The 19,262-nt window shown below is 47.3% G+C and carries 17 protein-coding genes and 1 riboswitch; of the genes, 7 read left to right on the top strand and 10 right to left on the bottom strand.

What is annotated here, in order from left to right; translation table 11 throughout:
* Positions 1–386: 386 nt before the first annotated feature.
* Complete coding sequence (locus tag CIK04_RS19120; RefSeq protein ID WP_097352318.1) at positions 387–2,054, bottom strand: electron transfer flavoprotein-ubiquinone oxidoreductase; 1,668 nt, start codon at positions 2,052–2,054, stop codon at positions 387–389.
* A gap of 206 nt (positions 2,055–2,260) precedes the next feature.
* Between CIK04_RS19120 and CIK04_RS19115 the strand changes: the two genes are divergently transcribed.
* Positions 2,261–3,037, top strand: coding sequence for an electron transfer flavoprotein subunit beta/FixA family protein (locus tag CIK04_RS19115; RefSeq protein ID WP_097352319.1), 777 nt, complete (start codon positions 2,261–2,263; stop codon positions 3,035–3,037).
* 31 nt (positions 3,038–3,068) lie between these two features.
* Positions 3,069–4,034, top strand: coding sequence for an electron transfer flavoprotein subunit alpha/FixB family protein (locus CIK04_RS19110; protein ID WP_176463378.1), 966 nt, complete (start codon positions 3,069–3,071; stop codon positions 4,032–4,034).
* 182 nt (positions 4,035–4,216) lie between these two features.
* Here CIK04_RS19110 and CIK04_RS19105 read toward each other — a convergent pair whose 3' ends face one another.
* The 4 genes from CIK04_RS19105 to add form a co-directional block, all read right to left on the bottom strand.
* Positions 4,217–5,362, bottom strand: coding sequence for a dihydrolipoamide acetyltransferase family protein (locus CIK04_RS19105; RefSeq protein WP_176463376.1), 1,146 nt, complete (start codon positions 5,360–5,362; stop codon positions 4,217–4,219).
* Positions 5,359–6,342 carry an alpha-ketoacid dehydrogenase subunit beta gene (locus CIK04_RS19100; protein ID WP_097352322.1) on the bottom strand — a complete coding sequence of 328 codons (984 nt, stop codon included), beginning with the start codon at positions 6,340–6,342 and terminating at the stop codon, positions 5,359–5,361. The genes CIK04_RS19105 and CIK04_RS19100 overlap by 4 nt, the downstream gene beginning before the upstream one ends.
* Positions 6,335–7,429 carry a pyruvate dehydrogenase (acetyl-transferring) E1 component subunit alpha gene (pdhA, locus tag CIK04_RS19095; protein WP_097352323.1) on the bottom strand — a complete coding sequence of 365 codons (1,095 nt, stop codon included), beginning with the start codon at positions 7,427–7,429 and terminating at the stop codon, positions 6,335–6,337. Before pdhA ends, CIK04_RS19100 begins: the two co-directional genes overlap by 8 nt.
* A gap of 725 nt (positions 7,430–8,154) precedes the next feature.
* On the bottom strand, positions 8,155–9,150 hold the full coding sequence (add, locus tag CIK04_RS19085) for an adenosine deaminase (protein WP_038941162.1): 996 nt from the start codon (positions 9,148–9,150) through the stop codon (positions 8,155–8,157).
* A 23-nt stretch (positions 9,151–9,173) separates the two neighbouring features.
* Positions 9,174–9,273, bottom strand: a riboswitch (purine riboswitch).
* Positions 9,274–9,423: 150 nt separating this feature from the next.
* Here add and CIK04_RS19080 point away from each other — a divergent pair.
* Positions 9,424–9,744 (top strand): DOPA 4,5-dioxygenase family protein, encoded by a 321-nt coding sequence (locus tag CIK04_RS19080; RefSeq protein ID WP_039546693.1) that lies wholly within the window; start codon positions 9,424–9,426, stop codon positions 9,742–9,744.
* A gap of 95 nt (positions 9,745–9,839) precedes the next feature.
* Complete coding sequence (locus tag CIK04_RS19075; RefSeq protein WP_017790978.1) at positions 9,840–11,381, top strand: DUF3369 domain-containing protein; 1,542 nt, start codon at positions 9,840–9,842, stop codon at positions 11,379–11,381.
* Between the two features lie 91 nt (positions 11,382–11,472).
* Here CIK04_RS19075 and CIK04_RS19070 read toward each other — a convergent pair whose 3' ends face one another.
* On the bottom strand, positions 11,473–13,473 hold the full coding sequence (locus CIK04_RS19070) for an ATP-binding protein (protein ID WP_097352324.1): 2,001 nt from the start codon (positions 13,471–13,473) through the stop codon (positions 11,473–11,475).
* Between the two features lie 77 nt (positions 13,474–13,550).
* Between CIK04_RS19070 and CIK04_RS19065 the strand changes: the two genes are divergently transcribed.
* Positions 13,551–14,531 (top strand): ABC transporter substrate-binding protein, encoded by a 981-nt coding sequence (locus CIK04_RS19065; RefSeq protein WP_097352325.1) that lies wholly within the window; start codon positions 13,551–13,553, stop codon positions 14,529–14,531.
* A gap of 20 nt (positions 14,532–14,551) precedes the next feature.
* On the opposite strand, the gene elbB is transcribed toward CIK04_RS19065, so the two are convergent.
* Both elbB and CIK04_RS32775 read right to left on the bottom strand, forming a co-directional pair.
* Positions 14,552–15,202, bottom strand: a complete 651-nt coding sequence (gene elbB, locus CIK04_RS19060) for an isoprenoid biosynthesis glyoxalase ElbB (protein ID WP_038941157.1) — start codon at positions 15,200–15,202, stop codon at positions 14,552–14,554.
* An 88-nt stretch (positions 15,203–15,290) separates the two neighbouring features.
* On the bottom strand, positions 15,291–15,452 hold the full coding sequence (locus tag CIK04_RS32775) for a hypothetical protein (RefSeq protein WP_164997550.1): 162 nt from the start codon (positions 15,450–15,452) through the stop codon (positions 15,291–15,293).
* 126 nt (positions 15,453–15,578) lie between these two features.
* Here CIK04_RS32775 and yddG point away from each other — a divergent pair, with 126 nt between their 5' ends.
* The gene (yddG, locus tag CIK04_RS19055) at positions 15,579–16,475 is read left to right on the top strand and encodes an aromatic amino acid DMT transporter YddG (protein ID WP_097352326.1); all 897 of its coding nucleotides are present in this window, start codon (positions 15,579–15,581) and stop codon (positions 16,473–16,475) included.
* 30 nt (positions 16,476–16,505) lie between these two features.
* Here the strand turns inward: yddG and CIK04_RS19050 are convergent, their stop codons facing one another.
* Both CIK04_RS19050 and CIK04_RS19045 read right to left on the bottom strand, forming a co-directional pair.
* A complete protein-coding gene (locus tag CIK04_RS19050; RefSeq protein WP_017422708.1) occupies positions 16,506–17,399 on the bottom strand; it encodes a cation diffusion facilitator family transporter in 894 nt (297 codons plus the stop codon).
* Positions 17,400–17,573: 174 nt separating this feature from the next.
* Positions 17,574–18,452 (bottom strand): LysR family transcriptional regulator, encoded by an 879-nt coding sequence (locus CIK04_RS19045; protein WP_097352327.1) that lies wholly within the window; start codon positions 18,450–18,452, stop codon positions 17,574–17,576.
* Positions 18,453–18,599: 147 nt separating this feature from the next.
* On the opposite strand from CIK04_RS19045, the gene CIK04_RS19040 reads away from it, so the two are divergent.
* Complete coding sequence (locus CIK04_RS19040; protein WP_097352328.1) at positions 18,600–19,193, top strand: class I SAM-dependent methyltransferase; 594 nt, start codon at positions 18,600–18,602, stop codon at positions 19,191–19,193.
* Positions 19,194–19,262: the final 69 nt, after the last annotated feature.

Genomic DNA, 19,262 nt, shown 5'->3' with positions numbered 1-19,262 from the left:
TATGCTTGGTATCAATTATTGCCATTGCAATCTACATCCATATATTTAAAAGTGTGATTTCCTACCAAAATTTCGCGTAATTTATCATTTTTATCATTAGTTGGCGATATTTATTTTGAGCTCTAAATGAAACTTGGTGTTTATCACTTAATATTTGAATGATTGCTAGAGAAATCGGTTTGATTTCACATACCGCTTTAGCTTCAATTTGACTTATTGACATAAGCATAGAAAGCAAAGTGCGCTTCATCCAATCGAAGTGTGTTTAATTTTTGATTCGAAGCGGCTTCCGCTTCGAGCTTGGTACTTTCTAAGCAGGTATTTTCCAAGCAAGGTATTTTCCACCGATGCAATTTTTTAAGCCGAGTATTGTGTGGCAACTCAATTTACATATTCTGGTAGTTCGGTCCACCACCGCCTTCTGGCGGTGTCCACGTAATGTTCCCTGACGGATCTTTGATGTCGCAGGTTTTACAGTGTAAACAGTTGGCGGCATTTATTTGCAAATAGGGGCCGCTTTCGCCTTCAATAATCTCATACACACCAGCGGGGCAATAACGTTGTGCAGGCTCATCGTACAAATTCAGATGGCGCTTGAGTGCTGTGTCGAGATCGTTCACCATCAGGTGGCAGGGCTGATTTTCCTCATGTTGAGTGGCGGAAAGATAAAGTGATGAGGGTTTGTCAAAGCTCAATACACCATCCGCTTTTGGGTACGCAATGGGAGTGACAACGGCGCACTCATCCAAACAAAGGTGATCGGCTCTATCATCCACAATATGCCAACTGGGGGCTTGGCCGGTGAGAGGATACCAAAGATTTTGTTCAAAGGTATTCAGAGCCCCACCAACGAGCGGCCCATAGCGATGTAGGGCGGCAGAGAAGTTTTTCGTCTGCGCGAGCTCATCAAAAAGCCAAGAGTGTTCAAATTCACTTTGATAGTCCGCTTCAGTATTTTGCTCGGGCGATTGCCACGCTTTGAAAATGGCCTCAGCGGCGAGCATGCCCGATTTCATCGCTGTATGGCAGCCCTTAATTTTGCCACTATTGAGGGTGCCTGCATCGCAGCCAATCAGCAACCCTCCGGCAAACTGCTGTCTGGGCAGTGAATGCAGCCCGCCCTTGGTGATGGCTCTAGCACCGTAAGCGACGCGCTCCGCGCCTTGCAATAGCGGGGCGATAGCGGGGTGATGCTTCATACGTTGGAATTCTTCAAATGGACTGAGATAGGGGTTGCTGTAGTTCAGGTCGGTGATCAAACCAACGCAAACTTGATGGTTATCCATATGGTATAGAAACCCACCCCCTTGGCTATCAGTGTCACTTAAAGGCCAGCCAGCGAAGTGGGTGACGTGGCCTGCTTGATAGGCTGGGTTTTCCTGAGGCAGTTGCCAAATTTCCTTGATCCCCAAAGCGTAGTGTTGTGGTGGCTTACCTTGGTCGAGAGCGAAGTGCTCAATCAGCTGTTTACCCAAATGACCACGCGCACCTTCAGCAAATACGGTAAAGCGCGCTTTTAGCTCGATGCCTGCTTCAAATCCTGCTTTAGGCTGAGATTGCTTGTCCAGACCCATGTCGGTGGTAACGACTCCCGTGACAATGTCACTTTTATTGATCACCGCCTCTTTGGCAGGAAAGCCAGCAAAGACCTCTACACCAAGAGCTTCTGCTTGTTTGGCCAACCAGCGGCAGAGATTACCCAAACTGATCACATAGTTGTCACTGCTGTTGTGAAGTGATTTAGGTACCAGAAAGGCAGGCACTTCAATGTGGTTATGCGCGGTAGTGAGATAAAGCAAGCGATCTTGTGTGATGGGCGTGTCGACTGGTGCCCCTTGATCCTGCCAATCGGGAAAGAGCTCTGCCAATGCACGAGTTTCAAACAAGGCACCAGAGAGGATATGCGCGCCCACTTCTGAGCCCTTTTCTAACACACAAATGGAGAGGGTTTGATTGGAGGCTTGGGCGAGTTGCGCCAAGCGACAAGCGGCTGACAGACCGGCTGGCCCCGCTCCAACAATCACGACATCGAATTCCATGCATTCTCTTTCCATAATGTAAACCTGCCGCTACAGAGTCGTTCATTGGCTTAAATATAGTCCAGTTGACGTAAACGTAAACTTTACTAAGCTGAAATTACCATGTTGCACAAATGTTAACTCAATGAATCTTCGGACAGTTATTTGACGATATTGAAGTAAAGATGTTGGCTAAATAGCTTTTATTTCAAATGGTTGGTGATGTCCATTAAGGAGGCTGCGTGAAAGTATTGGTGGGTATCAAACGCGTGATCGACCCTTATCTCAAAGCGCGTGTAAAAGCGGACGGTTCTGGCGTTGAAATGGCCAATGTGAAAATGACGCTCAATCCGTTTTGCGAAATCGCGGTAGAAGAGGCCGTGCGCCTCAAAGAAGCGGGCCATGCAGAGGAAGTGATCGTTGTCTCCATTGGTGACGAAAGCTGCCAAGAGCAATTAAGAGCCGCGTTGGCGCTGGGGGCGGATAGAGCGATTCATGTCGATCTCTCTTCTGTGGTGGAGAATGCGCAAAATGTGTTGGTGGTAGAACCGCTCACGGTGGCAAAAATTCTCCATCGTCTGATGGAGCAAGAATCGGTTGGATTAGTGCTGCTGGGAAAACAGTCTGTCGACAGTGATAATAACCAAGTGCCGCAAATGCTGGCGGCATTGAGCCAAAGACCTTGCGCAACGTTTGCTTCCAAAGTCGTTGTTTCGGGTGAGCAGGTCAACGTGACGAGGGAAGTCGATGGCGGGTTGGAGGCGTTGCGATTAGTACTTCCTGCCATCATCAGTACGGATCTGCGCCTAAACGAGCCAAGATATGCTTCTTTACCCAACATTATGAAAGCCAAGCAAAAACCATTGGATGTGATCACTCCGCAGCAGCTCTCCATTGAGATTAAATCGCATCAGCAATTACTGACGGTGAGCACGCCAACAGAGCGCCAAGCCGGAGAGCGGGTGGCGAATGTGGATCAGCTCATCGAAAAATTGAGAAACGACGCCAAGGTGCTGTAATGCCAGCCGTGACAATGGAGAGAGTAAAGTGATGGAAATAAATGACGTAAAAGTGCTGTTTCTGACTGAGCATAATGACCGGAATATTTGTCCTGAAAGCTTACGAGCCATGAGCGCAGCGTTGCAACTGCAACCTAAGGGCATTACGGCGCTGATCATCGGCCATCAATGCGATGCCGTGATCGAACATGCGCAGCGTATCCAAGGAATCGCAGAGATCATAGTGCTGGATTCGCCAGCCTATCACCATCGTTTGGCAGAGAGCATGGTGCCTGTGATGGCGCAGTTGAGTGAGCCTTATACGCACGTGCTCGCAGCGGCAACCACCTTTGGTAAAAATATACTGCCTGGTGTCGCGGCACTGCGTGATGTTGGTCAGTTGTCCGATGTGGTGGCGATTGAATCGGACGATACCTTTGTTCGGCCAATTTATGCGGGGAATGCGCTGGCCACGGTTAAATCACTCGATGGAGTCAAAATGCTTTCCATTAGAAGCTCTGCGTTTGAAGCCTTATCTGACAAAGGCTTAGGTGAAAATAGCAGCAATCAGGTGCCGGTTGTGCGACTCGACAAGGTCGTGGCCGCCGAAAACAGCGAGTTTGTCGGTTTGGAGAAGGTAGAAAGTGAGCGGCCAGATTTGCCCAACGCGAGAGTCGTGGTGTCTGGCGGCCGTGGCTTAGGCAGCAAAGAGCAGTTTGCTATGGTGGAACAATTGGCCGATAAGTTAGGCGCTGCGGTGGGGGCTTCGCGAGCAGCGGTCGATGCGGGTTATGTGTCGAATGATCTGCAAGTGGGGCAAACTGGGAAAATCGTTGCACCGGAGCTGTATATTGCGATTGGCATTTCAGGCGCGATACAGCATCTTGCTGGCATGAAGGAGTCGAAAGTCATTGTCGCGATAAACAAAGACCCAGACGCACCAATATTTCAAGTGGCGGACTACGGTTTGGTGGGCGATCTGTTTGACATCCTGCCGGAACTGTTAGAAAAGGTGTAGAAAGACGCCGAGGTTTTTGAGATGCCCAGTTTGTCGAAACGTAGGGGATTTGTCAGGCTTCGTCGCCGATTCTTGCGTGTTTAACTTTGCATTTTCATCATCGATTCTCACCAAGCAATCTTAAGGGCTTCCTAGTGGAAGCCCTTAATTCATTAGCTTTTATGCACTGCCTGAGCAACAAGCTACACACTGGGCTTTCTTAAATGCTCTGCCAACGCCTTAGTAAAGCGCGCCGCTTCACCACCCGTACAAGCACGATGGTCAAAGGTGATCGACAAAGGCATTGCTTTGACGGCCACGGCTTTTCCTTCCCGAAGCACCACTTTCTCAATGATTCGACCCGCCCCCACAATCGCCACTTGCGGTGGCGACACCACAGGCGTGGCATAAATTCCGGCGATGGCACCAAAATTCGATAGGGTGATCGTAGCGTGTTGCAACTGCTCACGGCCAATTTTACGCTCGCGAATTCCCGAAACGGTTTGATTGATCCAAGTACGAATGTCGTCGGGTGAAAACTCATCGGCATGTCGCATCACAGGCACATACAAACCGTGGGCACTGTCCACGGCCACACCAATATTCACGGTATGATGCACACAGCGAGTGACGGTATCAGCATCAAACCATGCGTTTAATGCTGGTTCTTGCTGGCAGGCGTAAACGACCGCTTGAACCAAACGAACGGTAATGTCTTCTTGACTGCTCCAATGTTCTAATAGTGCTTCCTCGGTAATGGTGACTGCAGCCACTTGCAGATGAGATTCGGTCATCGTGGTCATCATGGTGCGTCGTGCGCCTTTGAGCACTTCCGTACCGGGGCGTTGTTTACCCGCTTCGTCGTAGACATCGTGATCCATAATCAACCCGGATGGGCCAGTACCAGACACCATATCCAAATTCACCCCGAGTTTTTGCGCCAGCAAACGAGCCGATGGTAAGGCAGTCACCCGTTTCTCTGTGGTGTGGTTTTGGTTGCCACCGATCCAAAAATCGTCCACTTTCACCTGATGCATCTGATTGGACACATGGCCCACCACCGTGGCGGCATCTTCGCGTTGTTGCACTTTTTTGTCTTGGCTAGTGGCGGCTTCGCCGTCTTCGATTTCCAGCAACGGCGCACCTATGTTAACGACATCGCCTTCGTTACCATGCCGAGTGACAACAGTTCCGGCCCAAGGGGCTGGCACATCAACCGTTGCCTTGGCGGTTTCCACGGTGAGGATCACTTGGTCGACTTCTACTTTGTCACCGACGCTGACGTGCCACTTAATAATTTCTGACTCAGCGAGCCCTTCGCCAAGATCCGGTAGGATAAAGGTTTTCATTTCCAGCCCTCCATAAGCTCACGAGCGGCGAGCACAATATCTTGCTCTTGAATCATGAAGTAATCCTCATTGCGGTAGTAAGGCATGATGGTATCCATACCCGTTACGCGTTTAGGTGGTGCTTTCAGCAAGCACATTGCCTGCTCAGCGACGCGGGCAATGATCTCACCACCGACGCCACCGCTGCGACTGGCCTCGTGCACCACCAATAAACGTCCGGTTTTTTCTAAAGATTGGAAAATGGTTGCCATATCAAGTGGCTTGATACTGGCTAAATCGATCACTTCCGCTTCAATGCCTTGTGAGGAGATCGTTTGAGCGGCTTGCAGAGATTCCACCACGCACGCGCCCCATGTCACTAAGGTTACATCGCGGCCTTTACGCAAGGTGAAACAGCTATCAAGTGGTAGAGCTTCGCCGTTATCCACCACCTCCGATTTAACGGTGCGGTAAATGCGTTTGGGTTCAAAGAACATCACAGGATCATCACTGCGGATGGCGGCGAGCAGAAGTCCGTAAGCGCGCTGAGGCGAAGAAGGAATCACCACCTTAAAGCCGGGAATATGGGCAAAGAGCGCTTCGATACTTTCAGAGTGGTGCTCTGGGGCGTGAATACCGCCGCCAAAAGGGGCGCGAAACACCGCAGGGCAGGTGAGTCGTCCTCGAGTGCGATTTCGCATTCTCGCCGCATGACAAATCAGGTGTTCCATCGCTGGAAACACAAAGCCTTGAAACTGAAATTCGGCAACTGGCCTCATTCCTTGTGTCGCCATACCCACCGCTACGCCACCAATTAACGCTTCGGCCAGCGGCGAGTCCATCACGCGCTTTAGGCCAAATTTCTGTTTGAGACCGACGGTTGCGCGAAACACGCCGCCGTTGTCCCCCACATCTTCACCAAGCACCACGACGTTTGCATCGCGTTCCATCTCGTGATGAAGGGCGAGGTTGACTGCTTCAACTAGGGTAAGTTCAGCCATGCTTGCCTCCCTGCATGCGCATTGCTTTATTAATTAACATGTCTCGTTGAGCATGGAGCTCGGTCGGCAGCGAGGCGTAGAGATAATCAAAGGCACTTTCGGGGGCTTGTGGCGGAAGCGAAAGATAATGTGCAACGGCTTGCTCCACTTGTTGTTTGCAATGGGCTAACCATTGTTGCTCGAGCTCTTCATTCCACAGCCCTTGAGCGGTTAAATAGGCTTGAAGACGTTTGATGGGTTCATACTGCCATGCTTGTTTTAACTCATCGGCGCTGCGATATCGGCTTGCATCGTCGGCAGTGGTGTGATCACTCAGACGATAGCTGATGGCTTCAATCAATGTCGCGCCTTTGCCTTTCCTTGCTCTGTCCAAAGCGTTGTTAACGGCATCGTAAACAGCGACTACGTCATTGCCATCCACGGTGATTCCGGGAATGCCAGCTCCTTTGGCTTTCTCTGACAGCAAATCTGCCGCACATTGCAACTGACGAGGAACGGAGATCGCCCACTGGTTGTTGTTAACGACAAACACTAAAGGTAAATGCCATACGCCCGCGCAGTTAATGGATTCCAAAAAATCGCCTTTGGAGGTTGCCCCATCGCCACAGGTCACCAAAGCGGCGTCATGATTACCTTGAATTTTGAGCGCGGAGGCAACGCCAACGGCGTGCGTGCATTGGGTGGCAATGGGAACACAGAAGGGTAAATCAGCGCAGTGTAAGTGACTTTCTTCGGGACAAAAATCGCTGCCGCGTTCATCTCCGCCCCAATATTGCAGGTTTTTCTCCATGCCAATACCACGAACCCACATGGCGGGCATGTCTCGATAGTAAGGAATGAATACGTCAGAAGGTTTGAGCGCGTGACCAATGCCAACCCCAAATGCTTCAGAGCCAAGGTGGGATGGGTAGGTGCCAAGTTTCCCCGTTCTTTGTAGCGCCACCGCTTTATTGTCGTACGCTCTGGTGATGAGCATGTCGCGGTAAAATTGGACAAGACGCTCCCCGCTAGCCCAAGAAGGGAGCGGGCTTTGCACATTCCCTTCATAGTCGAGGGATCGGTGCATTGGCAGTGCCTGAATATTCATCTCAAGCTCCTTTTGATTAGCCTACCGCCATAGGAGATAAGCTGACACAAGAATGAAAGAGAATGTCCAATTCACATCACATGAGATGCGCTAGATATGCGCAATTTCTTAAAATTGTCTCCTGTGAAAACGAAAGTGGCTATTTGATGCTTCTGCATTTACCAACTTCCACAGTGATCCATCTTGGGACATCCGATTTACTGTAAGTGTAATCAAAATGTTAAATTTCGCTAAGATTAGATTGTTTTCAAGCAGTAAACTCTGCCTTACACCGCTGAGAATTAGGACAATGTTTCAGCTTTGGCATTTGGGCTTGTTAAAATTTGAAGGAAATAACTAGGGTCTGTTGACCTTTTGCGGTTAAATTTTGTTCGAGAAAAAAGTGTTTTAATCGCGGCGAGAGGTTTGTCGCCTAGTCATTCTAAGCAAAACACCTCTCAACAAAGAGTAAAACGCTTTTATCCGAACCCTTCGGGCAGCGTTTGTGACTCCTTTTTGCTGCGTTATCGGCTTATCAGGTAGGGCAGCTACATTTCAAAGCCTCTGCCTTGCACAAAGAACCCACAAACTGCTGCAAAAATCAGCTCAAAAGGTCAACAGACCCTATGGTTGACAGAAAACATCTCAGAATATTCGTGAAAAAAGATGAGCGTTATTTATCTGTGGAAGAAAGAAAAACGCCTTCCGTTGGGAAGGCGCATTATCGATATCGGCTTGTGTAATGCTTACTGAGCGAAGCTCAATAGATGCTGTTTAACGGCATCAGATGTGAAGGCATTGTTGACACTGATGGTGTAGATATCGAAGTATTCCGCTTCTGTCAGCTTAAACGCCTCAACGACTTTACGCACTTCGTCGGTCATCGTGGTGTTCGACACGGTACGGTTGTCGGTGTTGATCGTCACGGCAATACCGTCTTTGTAGAACGCTTTAATTGGATGTTCACTCAAGCTGTTGACAGCCTTGGTCTGAACGTTACTGCTAGGGCAGGTTTCCAGAGCCACTTCTTCCCCTTTAACAAGCTGGTAAGCTTCTGGGTGGTTGTGGATGAAGATGCCGTGGCCAACACGCTCTGCGCCAAGCAAAGAAATCGCGTCATAGACATTTTGTCCTGCACCTTGCTCACCTGCATGAATAGTGATGCGGTAACCCAACTCTTTTGCATATTGTGCGTAAGGAACAAACTCGTGACAGAATCCAGGAACTTCAGAGCCAGCGAGGTCAAAAGCCACAATACCATCATTAAGGTGTTTTGCGCCTGCCTCTAAAACCGCTTTAATTTGGTCTTTTGGCATGGTGCGTAGAATAGACAAAATGTAGTTACCGTGGATGTCGTATTGCGCTTCTGCACGTTTCATTCCACGAACCACGCTGTCCATGATCTCTTCAAGGCTCAAGCCTTTTACTTGGTGTAAAAGTGGGCCAAAGCGAACTTCTAAATATTTGACGTTCTCGTTTGCAGCGTCTTCGAACAGCTCAAATGAAATTCTCTCTAGCGCTTCTGCCGTTTGCATGACCATACCTGGCAACTCAAAGCGTTTCAGATACTCATCCAAATTTGGGCAAGTTTCTGGTGCAACCATCATCTCTTTGATCACGTTGATGTCACGTGATGGCAGGGTGAGGTTCTGTTCGTCAGCAAGGTCAATAATTGTCTGCGGGCGTACGCTACCATCTAGGTGGCAGTGCAAATCGATCTTCGGCAGGTCAAAGTAATTCATGAGTCTTCTCTTTATAAAATTTCGGATAAAGCGACAGACTTCATAATCAAGAGTTTAAGGCTCTTGGTAGAAACTCCCAAACCATATCATTAGGATTATATGAAGCGTTGATCGCCGAAAGTCTAGCACCTGTTTTTCGCCTCAGCAATGTGACAAAAGGGGCTTTTTCATAGGGAAGTTCGATTTTTTTGATAGACTCTATCGATATCTGTTGATTGGAAACGCTCAACAAACCGCTAGAATGAAACAAATTATTTCAAAAGGTTACTCTGTATGTTTCACGCCCATGTTTATTACCCCCTGATTCGTCGTCAAGATGCGTTGAAGATCCATCAGCAGATCCGCAATGAACGCCAAGATGTCACAGCGATATTTCCGCTGGTCGATCGTCTCGTTGGCCCGCATAAGATGCCGATGTTTGAACTGCACTTTCACGATAATCAACACGGTTTGATTGAATGGTTAGATGCACATCGCGGCGATCTGTCCGTATTGATTCATCCGGTCAGTGACGAGCATTTGCTCGACCACACTGAACGCGCTCACTGGCTAGGCAAAGAACTTGGTATTTTTGAAGAAACGCTAAGCGATTGAAACTCATCATGCTGTTTTTGTGCTTTTGCTCCTCTTTCTCCGTTGAATTTGTGCTAAACCTAGAGTGTGAGTAACAAAAATGGAGAGGGTGACAAATGGACTTGTTTGCAGACCATCGTGCAGAAAATCAACCTCAAGAGCCTACACAGAGCCTTCGCCTATGTAAGCCATGGAAAGTTTTGCTGGTGGATGATGATGAACAAATGCATCAGGTCACTCGATTAGCGCTTAGTGGTTTTCAGTTCCAAGAGAGAAAGTTGGAACTTATTTCTGCGCTATCAGGACAAGAGGCTCGGCAGATTTTACAGCAGCAAACGGATATTGCCGTTGCTTTTGTCGATGTGGTGATGGAAACCGAGCATGCGGGCCTCGAGTTGGTTAAGTTCATTCGCGAGCAACTAAAGAACCGCTTGATTCGCCTCGTGCTCAGGACGGGGCAAGCAGGCCAGGCACCGGAAGATATCGTCATCAAGGAATATGAGATTGATGACTATAAAGAGAAAACCGAGCTCACCACGCAAAAATTGAAAACGGTTCTCTATTCCATGTTGCGTGCCTATCGCGACCTTTGTTTGATTGAAGAACAAAAAGAGGGCTTGAGTAAGGTGATTCAATCTTCTGCTTATGTGCAAAATACCACCTCTCTGCAGAACTACGCTTCAGCCGTGCTAGAACAGCTCACTTCATTACTCAAGTTAGAAAAATCCGCTTTTTATTGCATTGTTAAACCCGACCCTAATGGCGAGGTTTGCCGAGCCATGACGCTGGCAGCGACGGGTTCTTATGTTGATCTCTACTCAGAGTGTGCGTTTGAAAAACTGCCAGAGTTGGTGGCAGAACGCTGTCAACAAGTGTTGGAGAGCCGTCAAACCACACACTTTGGCGATGCGTTTGTGTTGTATAGCCACGATGAACAGGGCGTGGACAATTTACTCTATGTGAATCTCAACAAGCAGTTGTCTGAGTTAGATCGACAACTGCTTGAAATCTATATGCAAAATATTGGGCTCACCTTTGAAAATCTTAATTTGTTGCTTGATGTCCGAGAGACCTCCAAGGAACTGGTCTACAACCTTGCCAATGCGGTGGAAGCGCGCAGTAAAGAAACCGGTGCGCACGTACAACGCGTTTCGTTGATTTCAGAGAAACTGGCGCAGTTGTACGGACTCAGTGATTTCGAAGTCAATTTGATCAAGCACGCCTCACCGTTGCATGATGTGGGCAAAGTGGCGATTCCTGACAGCATTCTTCACAAGCCCGGTAAGCTGGATGCGCAAGAGTGGGAAATCATGAAAAAGCACGTCGAATATGGCGTCAACATCTTGAGTAAATCCAAACGACGCCTCTTCGCCATTGCGAAAGAAATCGCTGGGACACATCACGAAAAGTGGGACGGTTCAGGGTATCCGATGGGGCTGAAAGGAGAGTCGATCCCGATCAGTGGCCGAATTACGGGCTTGGCGGATGTGTTTGATGCGTTAGGGGCAAAACGCAGCTACAAAGAACCATGGTCTGACGAACAAATTCGCCAAGAAATCGAAGCGCAAAAAGGCAAACATTTCGATCCCCGATTAGTGGATTTGTTGTTCGAAAATTGGCAAGCGTTTATCGATATTCGTATTCAGCATCCTGACTAGCGAGTCCTTTGGGTATCCTTTCTTCTTTCTCAGCTCTTGCTTTTTTTCTGCGAACCCCGTGCTATTTAGCTCGGGGTTCTTGTTATTGAAATCAGGCACTTTTCTGAGCAAGCTCTATCTGCATTGGCAGTTCTTTGGGCAGTGTAATCACAAAATGCACACCTTGGTTTGGCTCTGAATGAAAAGAGAGGTCACCTTTGAGCTTTTGTTTGACTAAATTAAACACCAGATTTAAGCCTAATCCAGAACCACCTTTTCCTCGTTTACTGGTATAAAACGGCTCGAAAATCTTTTGATGTAACGACTCTTCAACGCCGGAGCCGTTGTCTTGATACTCCAATATGACGTTTTGTTCTTGTTCAGAAATGCGGACAAGAATCTCGGGGTTTGGTTGAGTACTGAAGGCGTGATTGACACTGTTGAGGACAAGATTTGAGACGATTTGAGTGAGAATACCGGGCAAACTGTTCATGACCACATCCTCTGGCGACTCCACGACGGGAGCCACAGGCACCTTGCGTGTTTCGGGATGCAGGCTGGCCATTAACGCATCAAGCACTTGTTTGACATTGAACTCGCTGCGGCTTTCAGAGATTTGATCGACCGCCGTTTGTTTGAAATCTCGGATCAGTTTCGCTGCACGGTTAAGGTTGTTTTCCAGCATTTGGCTGCTGTCAGAAATTCTCTGCATGACGTCGGCAAATTGCGTGCTGGTTAAAGTTTGATTGGAAAACGCTTGATTGAGTTCAATGGAGGCATCTCGAATAATCGAAGAGGCGGTCACGGCGATACCAAGTGGGGTGTTGACTTCGTGTGCAACACCAGCAACAAGCCCGCCCAATGCTGCCAGTTTTTCTGATTCCACTAGCTGTTCTTGTGTGGCTTTGAGCTGTTCCATGCTTTGCTTTAAGTCGAGGGTTCTTACCGCCACTTCATGCTCAAGGTTTTGGTTGAGTTGTTGCAGTTCGATCTGTGTGAGTTTGAGGTCCGTAATATTAATCGTGGTACCACGAAAACCGAGAAATTTGTTTTCTTCATATTTCGCTATGGCTTGAAAAAGAAAATGGTAAGTAATGCAGTTTAAGGTGATGCTCTCTTCACACATGGAAAAGTCGTTACGTTTAAGCATGTAACTGGTGAGATTTTTGGCATCAGATAAGGCTTCAATTTCAATCAGTAACGGCTTTTCTAAAGGTTCAATACCCAACTGTTCCATCATGGCTTCTGAACAATATATCAGCCTGCCCAGCTCGTCGGTTTCCCATAACCAATCTGAGGAGACGTGGGTGAAATCCGCCAGCCGCTCTTGTTCCTGTTTGATATTACGATACAAGGTGGTGACATTGCCAGTGATTCGGTTGGTCTCTTCGCCTAACCAATCGAGCTCGTCATCGTTCTCCATGATCCATTGGTAATGCGCTAGTTGAAGCGGTTCAGAAGGATGACGTGGATTGTAACGACGGAGATACTGAGCGATTTCGAAGATCCGACGATTCACGCTGGCGTGAAAGATCATCAATATGATATAGCAAACAAAGGCCGTTTTTAACGCGTTGAGTGTGAGGGTTACGAGGAATTGTTTCAGCAAATAGTGATAAATTTCTTGCGCGTCAGATTCAACATAGATGGTACCTATGGTCTCCATCATATTGCCGTCCATGGCATTGTGGTAGGTCAGTGGGTAGGTATCGGCAATGGCTCCCTGTTCTGCACGTTTTCCTGCGCTGAAGGTGTAGTCTTCCGATTTGATTTCAAGGTAGTCAATTTTCGGTAGGTTCACTAAACCATCGAGTCGTTCTTGCAAGAGCACCAAATCGAATGACCACAACGACGCCGACAGCAGCCCTGCATGAACATTTTGAATTTCGTAGTGACGTTGTTCAACATCATTAAACTCCTTGTCGTAATCCCAGTAGAGCTGGAGCAGGGTGGTAAGCAAGGTAAAAAGACCACTCAACAATATCATGATGAGAATGATTCGACGGCCTATTCGGCTAAACAGCGGATTATTGATACTTTCTTCATAATTGTGTTTACGGCTCATAGCATCCCAGCTTTTCTTGGTCCTAATAGCTTCATTATAGACACCCATGCTGAACTCGATTGAAATAAGCGTAATTCGAGGAGTTTGACTACACTCAGTTCATGACGTCATCGAGAGGCCGCCATATGAGAGCCGTTTTAGCGTTGATAATACTGAGTTGGATCTGTGTTCCTTCTTTCGCTTATAGTGCAAAAGTGCTTATTATTGAGAGCTATCATGCTCAGTATGAGTGGGATGAAAGCTATTTGTATGGGATTCGGCAAGAGGTCGGTGAGCGCGCTCAGATAGCCACTTTTGAAATGAACACTAAGCGAGTCCCCAAAGAGCAATACGCCGCAATGGCGGAAAAAGCGTTTGCGAAGTACCAGGCTATGAAGCCAGATGTTGTCGTACTGGGTGACGATAATGCGCTGAGTTATCTCTATCCGTATCTGTACGATGAACCTATTTCCATGGTGTTTCTTGGTATTAATTCCAACCCTCGTAAGCTGTTTGCGGACTATCCTGGACAAGCCAAAGTGACCGGCATTTTAGAGTTGCCTCTGTTTGTGAAAAACGTTGGGGAAATCAAGCGGATTCTTGGCCGCTCACCATTGAAAATTTGGGTATTGTTTGACTCTGGCGTGACCTCTGCCATTGCAGGGGAATATATTGAAAGCCAATATCAGATGATTAAAAAGAGTTTGGGGGTCGAAGTGGCGATTTATCTTGTCGATACTCAGGCTCATTGGCAAGAGATGGTAAGACGAGCAAAAGAGGAAAGCGTCGACGCGATTTTAGTTGGGCTGTATCACACGCTCGTGGATGAGGAGGGGAACAGTGTTCCTTCTGATGAGATCTTATTTTGGACTAATCAACATTCGGAAGTACCTTTGTTTGGTTTTTGGGACTTTTCGGTTGGCAAAGGAAAAACGGCAGGTGGCGTAGTATTGTTTGGTGAAGTTCAAGGTCGACATGTTGGTCGAATTATCAATCAACTGATTGATGGTAAATCGGCTGACGCGATTCCCATTCAAATCGGTAATCAGGGAAGGCCTCTGTACAGTGATTCGGAAATGCGCCGCTGGAATTTACTCCCCCCCAAAGGATGGGAGGGAATTGAGTAGTTAAATCGCGAGATGGTTGTTTAGGCGATTTCGACCAATTTGTTAACCAGTTTCTCGATCCCTGATGCAGCTTCGACAATGGAACCTGCAAGCATATAAGCTGGGGTGGAAAGCACCTTATGTTGCGGATCGAAATGCATCTCTTCGACTGAGCACTCGACGTGCTTACCGCCCATTTGACTAAATGCCGCCGCGGTTGCGACATCGTTGCCAATGGTGCCTTCAACGCCTGAAGCGTAGACCATAGGGATAATGGTTGGTGCAATGCACAAGTAACCTGCTGGTTTGCCTGCTTGGGCAAAGTCGCGACAGGCTTTGGCGACACTTTCATTTACTTGGCATTCAGCGCCAGAAATAGCGAAATTGGTTAGGTTTTTTGCTGCGCCAAATCCGCCCGGCAAAAGCAGCGCATCGTAATCATCGACCCTTAGTTTACTGACATCGTCGATATTGCCACGTGCGATACGGGCAGACTCCACCAAAACGTTTCTGGATTCGTCCATCTCTTCACCGGTTTTATGATTGATCACATGCAGTTGTTGGATGTTTGGCGCATAGCAGTGCCAACTTGCACCTGCTTTCTCAATCGCATAGAGAGCTAGAACTGCCTCGTGAATTTCGCTGCCATCAAACACACCACAGCCACTGAGTATCACCGCTACTTTTTTCATTTCTTACCTTCCTTTTGACGGAGTTCCGTTTGCTCAGCTTAACCAACTTTGCCTGTGAGTGGAAAAGTGCGATACCGATTCTGTGCGGCTATTCAATGTCAACCTTGCGACTTTCGTGCTCGCTTTCTTGTCGAGGTTCGTCGCTGTGCTGCAGGGAGGTTTCTTGTTCTTGATGCTCCGACTCCTCTTCTTGGTAATGACGGACAACGAAGGGGGTAAGCATGACACTAGACGGAAGAAAACGTTTCATAGTAACTCCTAACTGACGGGATCGTTTTGTTTATATCGAGTTTGGTGGTGTTTGTTTTTGAACTAGGTCAGTTTTGCAGTAAGCTCTTCGTTTGATATGCCGTTGCTGCGCTAGGGATCACAGATAATGACAACAACCCATCGTTACACCTTATTTGGTTTGCTCGCCATTTTATTTTGGAGCTGTTTACTGGCCATGACGCGTATGGTCGCGGAATATTTTGGCCCGTTGGGTGGGGCGGCTCTTCTCTACAGCTTGAGTGCGATTTTGTTGGTGATGGTGCTTGGCATTCCAAAGTTGAGCTATTTCCCCAAATGCTACCTTCTGGTTGGTGGCGCCTTGTTTGTCAGCTATGAAATTCTCCTAGCACTGGCGTTGGGTTATGCCGATAGTCGAATGCAATCTATTCAAGTTTCAATCGTCAATTATCTTTGGCCAGCTTTGACGGTGTTGTTTGCGGTGTGGGGAAGTGCCAAGAAAACCAGCTTGTGGCTCTATCCTGCGGTTCTACTAGCCTTTATTGGCGTAGCGTGGACGGTCAGCGGTGATGATGGTGTATCACTGACAATGATTCAGGCGAATGTGATGGCCAATCCTTTGGTGTTTATCATGGCTTTTGCTGGGGCAATCATCTGGGCGATTTATTGCAATGTGACGCAAAGAGCGCGCTGCAAACATAACGCAATCACGCTGTTTTTTATCGCCACGGCAATAACCTTATGGGTGAAATGGTGGCTCTCTGGTTCTGTTCCCTCGTTGCATTTTGAGTGGCAAGGTGTCGGGGTTCTGTTTGTTGCCTCGGCATTGATGGCGGGAGGATATGCGTTGTGGAATGTCGCGATCGTTGGCGGGAATATGGTTCTGCTTGCGACAATGTCTTACTTTACGCCAATTCTTTCTTCTTTATTGTCTTCGATGATTCTTGCCGTGAGTTTACCCAGCACATTTTGGCAGGGTGTCGCTATGGTAACCATTGGTTCACTGACATGTTGGTGGCTTACCAGAAATAAAAACGCCGTCTAGTAAGACGGCGTCATGTGGAAGAGCTTTGAATTAGAAAGCGACGTTCACATTGAGCTGCAATTTGAACGGATGCTTAGAGAGCTGCTTCTTCAGTTTATTTCGAGTACTTTCCAGTTCTGCCAGGGCCAACGTCTTGTTCTTGACATGCAAGTCAACGTTAACGCGTAATTCTTGCCCGACTTTAGCAACACCTGCAAGTTTAAGATGTTGGGAAGTTTGTTTCTCGATGAACTCGATATCACTGCCGACACTTCGACAAAGTTCTTCGTCTGGGGACATCATGAGCAGCTCGCGCAAAGCTTCTTTCAACATTCCCATTGGTACTTTGATGAAGTAAAACGACATTGCCAGCATCATGACTGGATCCGCATAGGCTGCAAATTCAGCATATGGGCTATACGTCACGGCGATGGACATGATAAATCCAATCGTAACAACGGCACTAAGCAACGCATCCATTTGCCACTGTTTTACTTCAGCAGCAATGAGGCCAGAGGAGTATTGGCGACTTTTTCTCGAGATATACCACCAGACATAAGCACAACCAATCACACACGAAGTCTCAAAGAAAATCGCCACAGAGGCATTGACTTCACGACCACCGTTGAATAAATCAAACACGGCGGAATAAAGCGAGTAAGCAACCACCATTAAAATCACTATTGCCTTGATTGCGATAACAATCGGCTCTAAGACAGCTTTACCAAAAGGAAACAAACGTTGAGAAGGTGTGTTGATATAGTAAGACGCTGCCAGCGACAATAAAGTTAACAGTAGGCTGACGAGGGAATACACCCCATCAAACATAATTACCAGTGACCCTGCGAACATGCCAAGTACCAATCCCGCTACTGCAAAGCCCGATGCTGCAAGGGCTGAGAAAGTCAGAATACGGTTTTCGTTCTTAGTTGTCCTGTCACACATAAAATATTCCGGTTGCTAAACACTCTGTTATTGTTTGCGTAACGGCAAAATTTTACAAATGAAAAGTCAGTGAATGAAATGTGTCAACTTGATATGTTTTGATTTTTGTCTTTTAAATTAATTGGTTAGCTATGGAAATGAGCGTCATAAATATTGACGCTCACTGTGCTCGAGTTAGAAATCGAACAAATAGTCGTTGATTTTGTCTGCCAACCACGACATTGCAGGGTGTTCACTCATGCCGCTGTGGGTCAACATACAGTAATCCTCTTGTGTCAAACCATAAGTGTGTTTGATCACGGCCAGTTTTTGTTCACGTAAATAGAGCCTGATGAGAGGTTCAGGCAAAACGCCCCAAGCATCTTCTTGCAAAATCATGTTCAACATATAGTCAAAGCAGGAGAAGCCGATGTGTTTAAGTGAAAAAGGGCGCAATTCGGGATTGTCTTTCTCGTTAAGATAAACCATGAGTGCTTGCATTTGCGCACGGAGATCTTCGTCCGAGACTCGGCGCATTTTGGTCAATGGATGATCAATGCGACACACTGACATCATGCGTATTTTGCCTAAAGGACTGTAGGTGATTTTAGGGCTATCAACGCGTTCATAGTCAACACCAAATGCAAAGTCGACTTGGCCTGTTTCAACCAAGTTTGCTAAATCTCCGCTTGAAGCCAGCACAATATTAAAAGCCGTTGACGGGTACTGTTTACTCAGTTGGTGCGAAAACTCCTGCCAAATTTCATCGGGTAATGAATCGTCTCTGGCAATCCACATCTCGGCATTAAAGACCCCAGAGACATCTGCGCAGGTTTGCTTGATGCGCTGTGCGGTAACGAGCAAGTTTTCACAGTCTTTGAAGATAGCTTTACCGGCTTCAGAGAGGGTAAGTTGGTTGCCTGAGCGTACAAAGAGATCAATATCTAGTTCTTTTTCCAGCGATTTTATCGACATACTCAGCTTGGTTCTGTTGCAGTCGAGATGCCTACCGGCTTCGGAGACGGAGCCCAATTCAGCAATGCTGCAAAATGCTTCGATTTGTGAAAGATTCATGCTCTACTCGAAAAAATGTACTTGGCGATAGCATAGCGAAAATTCATCCTGCATGCTAAGTCACTTTCGGCATAGAGGAATTTCAATAATAACTCTATGACGTAAGGAATATTTTGAGTTAATCTATCCACGTTGCAAGAAGTAATTATGGAGGCCGTGATGGCACACAATTGGGACGAAGCCGCGAAGGAGTGGGAGAGCAATCCAGCAACGGAGCAGTTTTCACAATCTGTGTTCAATCAGTTAAAGGATTTAGTGAGTTTAAATGGCGCTAGAGTCCTTGACTTAGGATGTGGTACTGGCTTGTTAAGCCAAAAAATATCACCATTAGCAAAAGATATTGTCGCTTTGGATTCTTCTGAAGAGATGATTGAAGAGCTTGATAAAAAGCAGTTGCCCAATGTCGAACCCGTGGTCGACGGTTTAACTCGGGGATTGGTGGCGCAACATCCTGCATTCAGAGGGCAATTTGATGTGGTGGTGGCGTCTTCGGTTTGCGCATTCATTGATGATCTAGAAACTGCTTTAGAGGTTTCACATAGCCTACTCAATATTGGCGGTACGTTTATCCATTGGGATTGGGTTACGCAATCGGATGAGGAAGGCTTAACGATGCAAAGAGCAGAAATGCTTTTAAAGCAGGCTGGCTTTGCAGACGTTTCCGTGACGCCCGCTTTCGAAATGCAGTTTGAAGGGGAGACACATTCTGTCTTTGTTGGTCAGGGGAAACGCTTAAGTTAGCCCACCAAGCTTCAAGACGCGACACCAAACTTAATATGCGAATGATGAAAGGCGAGCCAMTASTATTGG

Source organism: Vibrio sp. 03_296, assembly GCF_002265885.1.
The sequence above is the reverse complement of the archived record's forward strand: the minus strand, read 5'-3'. Positions and strand labels throughout refer to the sequence as shown.